9 protein-coding genes are annotated in these 12,437 nt (G+C 65.3%); 2 read left to right on the top strand and 7 right to left on the bottom strand.

Features of this window, described 5'->3' with window-relative positions; translation table 11 throughout:
• Positions 1 to 127: 127 nt before the first annotated feature.
• Together AC6RV7_RS19910 and AC6RV7_RS19905 are read left to right on the top strand one after the other, a co-directional pair.
• Entirely contained in the window at positions 128 to 2,218 is a 2,091-nt protein-coding gene (locus AC6RV7_RS19910; protein WP_500095952.1) for an O-antigen ligase family protein, read from the top strand.
• 6 nt (positions 2,219 to 2,224) lie between these two features.
• Positions 2,225 to 3,646, top strand: a complete 1,422-nt coding sequence (locus tag AC6RV7_RS19905; RefSeq protein WP_500095951.1) for a sugar transferase — start codon at positions 2,225 to 2,227, stop codon at positions 3,644 to 3,646.
• Positions 3,647 to 3,668: 22 nt separating this feature from the next.
• Here the strand turns inward: AC6RV7_RS19905 and AC6RV7_RS19900 are convergent, their stop codons facing one another.
• From AC6RV7_RS19900 to AC6RV7_RS19870, 7 genes are all read right to left on the bottom strand, one after another.
• Positions 3,669 to 4,571 (bottom strand): glycosyltransferase family 2 protein, encoded by a 903-nt coding sequence (locus AC6RV7_RS19900; protein ID WP_500095950.1) that lies wholly within the window; start codon positions 4,569 to 4,571, stop codon positions 3,669 to 3,671.
• Complete coding sequence (locus tag AC6RV7_RS19895; protein ID WP_500095949.1) at positions 4,568 to 5,512, bottom strand: glycosyltransferase family 2 protein; 945 nt, start codon at positions 5,510 to 5,512, stop codon at positions 4,568 to 4,570. The genes AC6RV7_RS19900 and AC6RV7_RS19895 overlap by 4 nt, the downstream gene beginning before the upstream one ends.
• Entirely contained in the window at positions 5,509 to 6,582 is a 1,074-nt protein-coding gene (locus AC6RV7_RS19890; protein ID WP_500095948.1) for a glycosyltransferase family 4 protein, read from the bottom strand. Before AC6RV7_RS19890 ends, AC6RV7_RS19895 begins: the two co-directional genes overlap by 4 nt.
• Positions 6,579 to 7,355: a glycosyltransferase gene (locus AC6RV7_RS19885; protein WP_500095947.1), complete on the bottom strand. Its 777-nt coding sequence runs from the start codon at positions 7,353 to 7,355 to the stop codon at positions 6,579 to 6,581. Before AC6RV7_RS19885 ends, AC6RV7_RS19890 begins: the two co-directional genes overlap by 4 nt.
• Entirely contained in the window at positions 7,346 to 8,599 is a 1,254-nt protein-coding gene (locus AC6RV7_RS19880) for a glycosyltransferase (protein ID WP_500095946.1), read from the bottom strand. Before AC6RV7_RS19880 ends, AC6RV7_RS19885 begins: the two co-directional genes overlap by 10 nt.
• The gene (locus AC6RV7_RS19875; protein WP_500096003.1) at positions 8,596 to 10,851 is read right to left on the bottom strand and encodes a polysaccharide pyruvyl transferase family protein; all 2,256 of its coding nucleotides are present in this window, start codon (positions 10,849 to 10,851) and stop codon (positions 8,596 to 8,598) included. The genes AC6RV7_RS19880 and AC6RV7_RS19875 overlap by 4 nt, the downstream gene beginning before the upstream one ends.
• Positions 10,852 to 10,923: 72 nt before the next feature.
• On the bottom strand, positions 10,924 to 12,282 hold the full coding sequence (locus AC6RV7_RS19870; protein WP_500095945.1) for a flippase: 1,359 nt from the start codon (positions 12,280 to 12,282) through the stop codon (positions 10,924 to 10,926).
• Positions 12,283 to 12,437: the final 155 nt, after the last annotated feature.

The raw sequence follows: 12,437 nt of genomic DNA, 5'->3' as shown, positions 1-12,437 counted from the left end.
AGCCCACCGGGTTAAACAAGCGTAAACCTGCCGCCCAGCGCGCGATCCGCAGCCACGGCCGCAGCCTCCGGCTTGCGCGAGCTCGCCGCGCGCGCTGAGATCGACGGATCCGCCTTCGTTCCCTTTCATGGCTTCACCCGCATCGCCCTCGCTCCGCTCCGCCGACGCCACCGCTTCGAGCCAGCGCGTGCTGATCGCCGCAGGCGCGACCTTGGTGACGACGCTCTCGCTCCTTTCTCCGTCGACCAGCCGCATCCTGGTCTGGCCCTGGGCCGGTTTTGCCGCGGCGTTCTGGCTGCTGCCGATCGCGGTCGCGCTGTGGCGGCTCGCATCTCGCCGAGAACACAGCCGGCTCGGCGGCGCGCTCGATCTCGGGTTCGGATTGCTCGCCGGCGCCGCCGTCTTGTCCGCGCTCGCGAGTCCGTTGCGCGGTATCAGTTTGGCGGCGACACTGCCGGTGCTCGGCGCCGGCGCGTTGCCGTATGCCTTGCGGCCGTTGTTTGCCGGATCGAGCAATCGCACGACTCGCGTTTTTCTGCTCATCGGCGCTCTCGCCTTCGCCATCGTCGCCGCGAGCGGACTCGCCTGGCTGATTGGTGTTGTGCAACGCGGCGGGATCGCGGCGCGCAACGCTTTTCCGTTCGGTCACAGCAATGCCCTCGGCAGTTTCAGTGTGCTCGCGGCATCATGGCTGTTCGTCTGTGCCACGCGCACTCGAACCTGGATCCGCGCGCTTTCTGCAGTGAGCGCAAGCTTGGCCGTGCTGGTCGCGGTCTCGTCGGCCAGTCGCGGTGCCGTTCTCGCGCTCGGCGCCGGATTTGCCGTCGCGGCGGGTCTGTATTTCTGGCGTCGCGGCCAGCGGCTTCGTTTTCTCGCGCTCGTGGTCGCGGCCCTGCTGCTCGGCGTCGCGACGAATGGCCGCTTGCGGGATCTCGCGCTGCACGGGCGCTGGGCACCCGTCGCGCAGGAGAGCAACGACCAGCGTCTCGCGATGCTGCTCGGTGGCGCACAACTCGGCGCCGAACGCCCTGCGCTCGGCTGGGGCCCAGGCACCGTGCCGCACGTGTTTCCGCGCGTGCGCGGCGATTTGCCGGGCTCGGTCGACAACTTCCTCCATCTCCACAACGCGTTCGCGCAAACGTGGGCGACGCTCGGACTCGCGGGCTTGTTAGCCGTCGTCCTGATCGCTTTCGGCGTGCTCCACGGGTTTTGCGCCGAAATCCCCTGGCCGCCCGAACGGATCGCGCTCGCCGCCGGACTGGTGGCGACTGCGACCGTTGTGTTGTTCGACCATCCGCTGGATATTCCCGCGTTCGCCGTGCTCGCCGCCGCGCATCTCGCCGCGTGGGTCCGTTCGAATCCGCCTCCTCCGCCGGGTCGCCCTCGGGTGGTCGCTATCGTTGGCGCAGTCGCGCTCGTGCCAGTCCTCGTCATTTCAGCTCGCGATCTTGCCGCGCGCGCCGCGTATGCGCACGCGCTCGACGCGGCCGCGGAGAACGATCCCGAACGCTATGTCGCCCTGTTGCGACGCGCCGACAGGCTGATGTCGGGCGATCCGTTTTATCTCCAACAACTCGGCGCCCACTTCGCCACCGGACATCCCTTTCCGGATCAATCCGGCGCATCGGTTGACGCCGCCAGCGACGCGCTTCAGCGCGCGTTGCTCGTGAATTCGGATCTTGAATACGCACATTACAACCTCGGCTGGCTGCTCCTCGAGCGCGATCCCGCCGGATCGGCGCGCCACTTCCTCGCCGCCGCGCGTCTCGCGCCACGCCGCGGTGGCGTCTACTTCGGCCTCGGGCTGGCGCAGCTGCGCACCGGCGACCGTGCCGGCGGGGTGCGCGCCTTCGCCACTGAATGGTTGAACGATCCGGCCTTCGCGTTTTCCGAGCTTTGGTTTTCGCCGCCGTTCGGCGCACTGCGCCCCGAAATCGTCCGCGTCGCCGCCGCGGCTCTGCCCGCCGACGACGCGAGGTCGGCCGCCCTCGCGAAGATGTGGCGGGAACAAACCGTGGCCGTTCCGTCCGGCCCCGCTTTCCGTCGCGTGCGCGCCGGCTACGGTGTGCTGGCCGGCCATCCCGACGGCCCGCCGCCCATTGACGTCAACGTGCAGGCGACGCCACTGCTGACGCCGGAGCTCCGTCGACGCTGTCCGCCGAAGGGCTGGCTGCGCGGCGGCTTCCTGCTCGAATTTCTCTCCGCTCCGTCCCGCTAAAACCTTATGGCTGCCCGCCGTTCCGCCCCGCTTCGCCAGACCGTGCTGCCTTCGCTGCTGCTCGCGGGCGACACGCTCGTCGCCTTCGGCGGTTTATCGCTCGGTTACTGGTTGCGTTATCACACGGCACTCGGACGCGTGGGGCTGCTCGTGCCCGATGCGCGTTTCCGCGATTACCTGCCGCTGTTGTTGCTCGGCACGGCCTTTCTCGTCGCGGCTTTCGCCCACCTGAATCTCTACGAAGAACGCTACCTGCTGCGGAAATTTCAGTCGCTGAATCTCATCATCAAGGGCGCCACGTTCTGGCTCGTCGCATATCTGAGCCTCTCACTGGTGCTCTATTTTCAGCCGCCAATTTCGCGGTGGTTCGTGATCCTCGCGTATGTCGTGACACTCGCGCTGATGTTCCTGTGGCGGAGCGCCATTTATGCCGTGTTCACGCGCACGACGCTGCTCGATCGCCTGCGGCAGCGCGTGGCGGTGATCGGCTGGAGCGACGAAGCGGCGGATCTCGTCAATGACGTCGCGGCCTTGCCGGCGCACCCGTTCAAAATCTGCGGCGCGATCACGCTCGACGACGAGCCGGCGGCCGCCGGCCTGCCACACCTGGGCGCAGCGGAGCAACTCGCCTCGGTGTTACGCCGACACGAGATCGACGTCCTGATCGCCGCGCGCAGCGAGTTCCCGCGGGAGCGCCTGCAAGCCATCGCGGAAACGTGCGAACGCGCGTTCGTAGAATGGAAGATCGTGCCGTCGGCATTTCAGATTCTCACCAGCGGACTGCGCCTGCAGGCCGTCGGTCGCGTGCCGGTGCTCGGCGTCGAATCGCTGGCGATCAACCGGCTCTTCAATCGCGCGGCGAAACAGGCACTCGACCTGCTCGGCGCCACGCTCGGGCTCGTGCTCTCCGCGCCACTGATCGCGATCCTCGCCGCCCTGATCAAACGCGAGTCGCCCGAGGGTCCGGTGTTTTTCGCGCAGACGCGTGTGGGGCTCGACGGCCAGCCGTTCACGTTGTGGAAACTCCGCAGCATGCAGCCCGATGCGTCCGCAACGGATCACGAACGCGTGAGCACCGCCGGGGCGGACGGACGCCGGCTTCGGATCGGTGCGTTCATGCGCCGCTGGAATCTCGACGAGTTGCCGCAGTTCTGGAACGTGCTCCGCGGCGAGATGAGCCTCGTCGGCCCGCGACCCGAGCGGCCGTTTCATGTCGACCACCTCTCGCGCTCGATCCCGCACTACCTGCCGCGCCATCTGGCGAAGCCGGGCCTGACCGGCTGGGCGCAGGTCAACGGCTTCCGCGGCGAAGGCAACCTGCTGCGGCGCGTGCAGCACGACATCTACTACATCGAGAACTGGTCGATCTGGCTGGACCTGCAGATCCTCGGCCTGACGCTTCTCCGCTGGAAAAATCCTTCAGAGTGAACCGCCAGCATCTGCGCTAACCTCACAGCGGGCGCACCCGCCGATGACCGCGCTGGCGCGCCCGCCAGAGGGCGAGACGTTTCCACAGCCCAAACAGCAGCCGCCACTTCGCGCGCGCCCACGGCGTGGTGCCGAAATGCTTCAGGTAGACATCGCGATTCGCGTCGAAGATCGCCTGCGACATGCGATCGAACTCCTTCGCGACGCTCACGCCTTTGAGATGCGTGATGCTCACGCGGCCGTCGTAAACGATCCGCCAGCCGGCACGCGCCACGCGCAGGCAAAGATCGAGGTCGTCGCCATACATGAAGAACGCCTCGTCGAACACCTTGCCGTCGGGCGCGACCGCCTGCAGCACGCGGCGCGGCGCCAGCATGAAGGCACCATTGATCGCGCCGACGTCGCAAGACGCGCTTTCCGGCAGGTGCGTCAGATTGTATCCGGAAAATAACTTCGTTCGTGGAAACCGCGCCGCCACCCCGCTGGCACGGCAAAAACCGTCCCAGGCGGTGGGAATCGAGCGCCGGCAGGCGAGGTCCATGGAGCCGTCGGCGAGCACGAGCTTCGGCGAGATCAGCCCGATGCGGGAGTCGTGCCGCAGCCTCTCGACGCAGTGCTCGAGCGCTGGCGCGTTGGCGACGGTGTCGGGATTGAGGAACAGCACGAACTCGCCGCGCGGATCCGTGTGAGCGAAGCCGAGATTATTCGCGCGCCCGAACCCGAGGTTCGTCGGCGCGGGGACATAGTTTACCGACGGGAAACGCGCGCGAATGAGTTCGCCCGCCCCCTCGCCGGGCGAGTTGTCGACCACGATCACCTCGACCGTGCCGCCGGCCATCGTCGGTGGAAGCGAAGCAAGACACGCCCCGATCTCATCGCGAGAGCGGTAGGCGACGATGACGATGGAAAGCCGGAGCGGACTCATGTTTCAAACGTCCTTCGTCGCGAAAGAGGACATGGGCCATTGTGGCCGCACAGGCCGTCCCAGGTGCCAACCAGCATCGCGCGTAGCTTTTTGAGTTTCGCCCGTTCGAATGCGACTACCCGAAAAACCCAAAGCGCCGCCGCACAGACCTCAAAGAGCACCCAATGCACTTCGCGGCGGCCGTGTCGCCGCAGCAGCGGAACACGATTTCGTGCGATGTAATAATGCCGAAGCGGCGAGTGATGGGTCGGCGTTGCCTCCCAGCCAAGAAACCGCCGCACCTCCCGGTTCCCCAAGCGGTGCTGCAGGCAGGCCGACGAGGTGGCCAGAATCGTCCAGCCCTCCGCCCGCGCTTTCAGACAAAAATCCGTATCCACATAATCGATAAAGAGCCCCTCATCGAAGCGCCCCACCGCCTCCCATGCCGCGATCCTCACCAGCGAGCCCGAGGTGATGACCATCGTGACGGGCAGGACCGAGTCCGTCATCGGCGTTTTCGAAAACAGCCAGCGAACCCGATCGTCGGCGCGCAAGAAACGATGACTGCGCCCCGTGGCCGCATCTCGAAAGTTCGGCCCGATCGCCGCGATTCGAGCGTTGCCCGGATGGTCGGCGACATCCCTCGCCAGCCGCTGACCCAACGACCGCGGCGGCTCGCTATCCTGATCAAACAGGAGCGCCCATGCGCAACCGCGATCACGGAGGCGCGATACTCCTTGGTTCAAAGCCGCCGCCAGACCGATGTTCTCGACGTTCGCCACCCACTCGCCGCCCAGCCGCGCCGCTTCGAAGGCGAGCAAACTGCGCTCCGCTGGGGACGATCCGTTGTCGACCACGACGAAGAAGGCGCCCTGGCACCGCATCGCCTGGAGGCGGGCGCCCATTCCCCCGGACGGCCGATGCGTGACCACCACCACACCGATTTCACCTGTCTCATTCATATCACATCCTCGCCCCGAAGCGCCCGTTGCAGGCGATCGACCGACGCTTCGAAGCGCCATCCCATCGCATCGACCTGCCCTCGCGTCGCGAGCCGCTGACTCAGGCCGTCGTCGGTCAGCAACCGGAGCAGATTTGACGCGAAGCGGGTGGTATCCCCGGCCGGATGGAGCAACGCATTCTCCTCATTTCGCAGAAACTCGCGGTGCCCGCCGATATCGGTGCCAGCGACAGCACAGCCGCATTGCTGAGCCTCGAAAGGCGGCAGCCCCCATCCTTCTGCGTGGCTGGGCGCAGCGAACACGCGAGCCTCGTTGTAAAGCCGCCTCAGCTCCGCGGGAGCGGGGTTTTGGTGGTAGCGAATCCCATCTCGTTGCGGCCCTCCAATCGACGCGACTCCGAACGCGTGGACGGACAGCTCCGGCAGCTGGGCCCGCAAACGCGGAAGGACCGCCAGCACATCGGCCGCACCTTTTTGCGGATGCGAATGGAAGGGCCACAGGAGGTGCGGCGCTTTTCTTAACTCAATGGGTCGATCTACACCAAAATGAATCGGATCGGCCCCGTTGGGCAGGTAGACCGCCGATTCCCCCGTCGCCTTTATCAAATCGCAAAGCCAGCGGGACACCGCGAGCTTCACGAAAGGCAGCCGCCATGATGCCTTCACGCGCTCGGCCGGGAAATCCCAGGTTTCATAGCCTTGCACCAGATAGAGCAACCGCAGGCCCGAAGCAGGCCAATGGGAAATTGATTCCGCAGTCTGGACCGAGGTTGCAATCACGACGTCCGCCGAGGCGGCCAAGCGACGAAGATCCTGCACCCAATCGATACCCACGCCCGGCAGAACCTGAAACCATCGGTGGGGTGAGTAGCCGCGATTGAAACGCCACCACCAATATCGTGTCTGCCGGGCTTTTTTTCCCCACCAGCCTCCCGACCCGCGCAACGCCGAGGGCAGGATTATCGAGACCGTCCACCCGCTGGCCGCGAGCGCATTGGCGTAGCGGAGAGCCATGCGGGCGCCGCCGCTCGGGACAGCTGCCCCACCGGGAAGAACGAACGACACTTTCATTCGGAGAGCACGCGGCGATCGCGCCGGCCGGAACGGCCATCGGGCCAGAGCCGGAAGGCCTGCAGTAGACGTCGGCCAGCGCCCAATACCTGCCGGCCAACGGCGAGTGCGATCCGTCCTGAATATTTCCGGAGCACGGCCGCCTCTTCCGCCCGAGCCAGGCGGCCTTCGTCGCGTTCGCTTACGCCTGCGCGTGCAAAACGTGCGAAGGGTCGAGAAATCACGTCGATCGCAACATCGTCGCGAATGAGACGCTGCCAGAGTTCGAAATCCATCGCCACCCGCCAGCGCGCATCGAATCCCCCGGCCGAGCAGAGCCGCTGGCGACGAACAATCGTGGCGGGGTGCATCAGCCAGCAGCGGACGAGCGGCCATTGATACTTTAGCGGTGGGGCCGGCCGAGGAGCGGCATCTCCGTCAAACTGCAGCGCCCCCGTGATGACCTCGGCCCGCGTGTGCTGCAATAATGAGATCAACCAGCCGCACTCCAGCGTCTCGTGCACGGCATCGCCGCCGTTGAGAAACCAAACCCACTCGCCTTGCGCCGAGGCCAAGCCGGCACCGAACGCTTCGGCAATCCCATCGGTGGGCTGCACGATGATGCGTGCCGAACTGCCCATCGCCCGTATTGCTGAGGATGTATCATCCGCCTCCGAACACACCGTCACCACAAGGTGCTCGACGCTATCATTGGATATTCGTCCCGTGCTGCGGAGTGTGCGCCCCAGACCCGCCGGGTCTTGTTTCGTGATTGTGATGATCGTCAGGAGCATGACGGCAACGGGGGCTGCTCTCCTGTAGTATCCAGGACGGTTTCGTAAACCAAGCGCAGTCGCCTCGCATGGACGGCATAGGAGAAATTCGTTTCGAAGTGAGAACGGCACTCCACCGCGACCATTTCGGCCGGCCGGCCGCGCGTTATCCAGCGCACGGCTGCTTCGGCGAGGGAAGCGGCCGACTGCTCAGATACCAGCTCTCCCGTGACGTCATCTCTGACAATGTCACGAATGCCACCCGAGTCGAACGCCACGGTAGGACAGCCGCAAGCCAGCGCCTCGACCGCGATATTTGGCAGGTTGTCCTGGGTCGATGGCAGCAGCAACAGGTCGGCGGCGCGATAAACCGCGGCTAACTTAGCCGGATCTTCTATTGGACCGAGGGCCCTTGTATTCAGACGCGACTCCGCGGACCCGGCCACACCGCGACCGAACACAACCAGAATGCAAGGGCGGCCGAGCCTGTGCTGCGCCAGACGGACGGCCTCGGGCAGGAAATGGGCGCCCTTACGGCGTTCCCTCAGGTCGACGGCGCCGGCAGCGAACACCACGGCATTCTCGGGAAGCTCCAGTCGCCTGCGCGCGCTCGCTCGATCGCCTGGGCGGAACACGGTTCCGTCCAGACCATTTGGAACGATCTCGACTTGGCTGCCGGCAGCCAGGGGGCTTTGCCGCGCGAGGTCTCGTATCCAAATACTGGGTGCGATCCACCGGCTGACTCCGGCGAACGCGCGGCGCTTCCGCGAAAAATTACGTGCGCTCAGGTCATCCCCGATCGTGGAGCTCAATTGCGGACAAGAGCCACAACCGGCAGCAAAGCGGCGGCAGTCGTCAGGATAATGACAGCCGCCGGTGAGCGGCCAGGTGTCGTGCAAGGTCCAGACGATCGGCATCGGAAAGCGCTTCAACTCCTCCACGCGAACGAAACCGCCGCCCAGCCAGTGGAGGTGCACCAGATCCGGTGCGCTTCGCTTCACCGTGCGCGCAATCCGGGAAGGCAGAACCGAATTCGACCATTCCGAAAAAAAGCACCGGCGCGGATAACGCCAGAGCGGCCACCGATCGATGCGCCCTCGCCACCCCGACCAACGGGGACTTCGCACCCGCCGTCCGCCTTCATCCGGCGGATCTGCGGTCCAGAGTTCCGCCTCGATCCCCACTTCTCGGAGCGCGGCGACACTGCGCCCGGCAGCGATGCCCGCCCCTCCGGACGCACTGATCGTGATATGCGCGACCTTCATACGCTCGAGGGAGCTTGCGCGACGGCTCGCGCCAGCGCACGCAGCGCATGCCGGTAAACTTCCTCACCCTCGGCCAGCGAGGGCAAACGCGGCTTGCCGCCAGCCGCGATCTCAGCGCGAAGACGCAGCGCCGACTGGCGGCCATCGAACTGCTCGGGCGATACGAGTCTCTCCAGATTACCGGTGTCCCCGAGCAGGCCGGCGATTTTTCCGCCGCGGGTATAGTCGAGCGCGAGGAATGGTTTGCCGAGACCGAGGGCGAAGACGCATGAATGAAAACGCATCGCGACAATCGCATCCACATCCTGCAAACGTTTCACCACGTCGCCAGGAGTGGGTCGAGGGCCCGCCAGTTGGGCCAACAACTCCGGATGGTGAGGGAGCAACCGCCTGTAGAAGTCACGGTCGTCTCCTCCCACCGGCAGGGAGTGCATGCACACGAGATCAATCTCAACGTCGCCCCACTGCTGCAAAGTCTCGACCAATCGCACGAGTTCGAACTCGAAGCGCCCCTTCGCATGCTGCGCACGCGCAGCAGATAGATCGAACGCATATTCCTCCAGCGGCCAGTCGCGAAGGGCGAGCGCGATGGCAAGGGGCTTCGAGCGGCGTTCGGTGTCCGAGCGCTGCAGACGCGACCACAGGAACGCGGGATCAGGCGCGGTCAATACCGGCCTTGCTCGTCCCAACCGGCGCGCCTGCCGCGCACCCGCCTGGTCCCTCAGAATACATACGTCGGCGAGCTTCACCATGGCAGCAACTGCGCCCCGTCTCGCCCCACCATTGCGCAACGGACCGATTCCGCAGCCGAGCAGGGCCGTGCACGCACCCACGGCCCGCCCCGACGCCAGCAACTGCCAGAGGTCGATGACCTCTTTGATTGAAGTCATCAGCGGCCCGCCTGCCACAGCGACGAGGGCATACGACCCTGCGGCCACCTGCCGTTTCGCCGTAGGGATATCCAGAACCGCGCGAACCTGCATTTCGGGCATGACCCGGCAGGTCTCGCGGGTGACATAAGGCTCGAGACTGGCAACATCGATCGGAGCGCCGGGCATCTCCTCGGCAATCAGCCGGCACAACCCCGCGAGAATCGCGCGGTCGCCAAGTGTCTCCGTGCCATACCAGCCACAGAGCAGAACCGCGTCGCCCATGCGCTGGTTTCCGCACGCCGCGGGCCGGAGCAACTTCACCCACTCTCCCCAGTGCCGCGCCTGGCCGAGCGCGGCCTTCGCCGGCGGCTTCAAACCCGCCGGCAGCCGCTGCCAAACTCGTCCAAGCCAGTAGCGCAGCAACATGCGGCGGCTGCCCATGCCATCGTAATCGTGACGGCAGTCCGCGCAGCGCGTGTCCTGGATCTGCCGCAGTACATCGCGATGCTCGCGATACACCTGCCCCGGAGCGCTCCGACGTCCGTTTCCCAATGTCGGACTGGCCACCGCACAGAACGCAAGCTCCCCGCGCGGCCCGAGGGTTGCGCCCCGATTCCGCCAAACACAGCCCGCCCGTCTCGGCGCCTCATACACGAGCTGATCCCGCAAGCTGCGATAAAACGTCCGCCGAAAGGAATCTCGTTCATAGCTATGAACGAGCGTATCGAGGAACGCCGCCACGTGAAACACCTCGCCGGGACTCAATTGAAACGGCTGCTGGAGCGAGCCGGTGTAAAGTCGCGGATGAGGGATACCCAGGCGGAACCGGGCATACACACCGCGACCCCGTGCGAACTCCAGAACCTCCTCGAGGTGGAAGACGTTCTCTCGAATTATCGTGCAGCCGATTCGGTAGGAGGTCACCCACTCCGTCGCGGCAAGGTAATCGAGCACCTGAACCGCGCTCCCGAAGTTCCCCGGAACTCCGCGGACCCGGTCATGCACATCGCCAATTCCGTCCAGCGACACCATCACGTCGAGCAGCTTGCCGTGACGACGGCAAAGGCGCCCCAACTCCTCGATCGATTCGATGACGCGTGGTCCGCGGATTGCGTTCGTGATTAGAGCCAGGCTTCGAAGTGACGGCAGGGCCTTAATCACCTCGGCAACGACCGCGACGAGATCGCGACGCAGCGTCGGTTCGCCTCCGTTGATCCCGACATTCTCAACGTCGCGGTAGAATGGATCCCGCAAGACGGCTCCGATCTCCGCCGGCATCATCTCGTCGTCACGCTTGCGCTGCCAGATGTGGCACATCTGGCAGCGCGAATTGCATATGTCGTTGACGGGAAACTGGAGCGCGATCGGTCGCCGAAGCACGGGACGGGCGGACGTATCCTGCCACGCTCGTACTGCGCGTCGAAGCCGGATGGAGGACAGCACAGGCACAGTCTAGATGGAGATGCGCAGACCTGGGCGAAGCAATGCCCGAACCTGGCACCATCCCAGTTCGCGCGTCGGGCGATAAACCAGTGTCGTGAGCAGGGCTGCGGTGGCATGCGCGACAACGGTCGCCACCGCGGCCCCGGCTGCGCCCCATCTTGGAATCAACGCAGCGTTAAGCACGACATTCACGCCGCCGCCGATCACCGCTGTCCACATGGCGAACCGGGTCAGACCGCGAATGACGAGCACTCGCCCGCGGGCCACGCTGATTGACACAAACACCACCGAGAGAAGGTGAATCTGGGCAATCGTGGACGCGTCGGAAAAGTCCCTCCCGTAGGCCAGCGGCACCACTAATGGAGCAGCGGCAATCAAGGGGATCACCAGTGCATAACCCAACGCAGCACTGGCGCGGACATATCGGCTCAGCAACGCCGGAAATCGAACGGGGTCCTGCGCTGCCGCCGTGAGCGTCGCCATTGCACTGGCCCCTGCCAAGAAAGGAATGGCATAGGCCGCGTCACTAAAGCGCGTTGCCGCGGCATACAGCCCCACCGCGTCGGCGCCGGACAGCCAGCGCAACATGATCTGGTCGACGCGCATGTAGAGCGTGGCCGCAAGCGCGCCCACCAGCAGGGGCCACGCCTCGTGCAGGAGAGCCTTGCCCTCGCACCAGAGCTGCTGGAACTCCAGCCGGCCGCCCCGCCGGGTCATCGCCCCAAACACCAGCAACGGCGCCCCCACCGTTTCGATCGCACTCGCCCAGGCAAACGCGAAAGGCGAAGCACCACGCCAGAGGAGCCACAGCCTCAGCGCTGTCACCAAGCCGAATCCCCACAGTCCCGCGCGGACCGCCACCCGCGCCTGAGTCCGGGCCTGAAACCAGAGCATCGGCACGGCGAACGCAGGACCGAACGCCCCAAACAAGGCGATCGCAAGCAATCCGCGCTGTAGTGCCCCAGGTCCGGAAATCCAAGGCAGGGCCGCGGCAATCATCGCCGCCGCCAACGCGCCGATCACAAGTCGCCAGACAAACGCCGCCGCCATGATTCGAGCAACCGAAGCGGGTCTGCTCACGGACTCCCGCACCACAATGCTGTCCAGACCCAGATTGGCGAACGCAGCGCCAAAGGACACCACCGCCCCAGCATAACTGAACCAGCCAAATACCTCCGGCCCCATTTGACGGCCAATTGCTCCGGTCACCGCAAATCCCACAGCCCCCCGGATCAACCGATCTGCGATGAAAACGTAAAAATCGGTCCGCACCGGACCTGACACTCCGAGTGCAGGTTCGGTGCGCAATGCTTCTCCAGCGGTGGATCTCCGGGACAATGGTGTTTCAGGCTTCACTGCAGCGTCCACCGCTATCGCGGCAGAGTTGGCAAAACGGTGTTGGACCCGACATCCGGCGGCGAGCCTGCAGCAGCCCCGACATCCGTCAATCCATCGGCAACTTCGTCGACCCCTTCACCGCGGCCGGTTCAGCCGCAGCTGTCAAATTGGCTTCCCGTTCAGCG

It is taken from the genome of Opitutus sp. sgz309028 (genome assembly GCF_059821195.1).
This window is presented reverse-complemented; position numbering and strand designations above follow the sequence as displayed.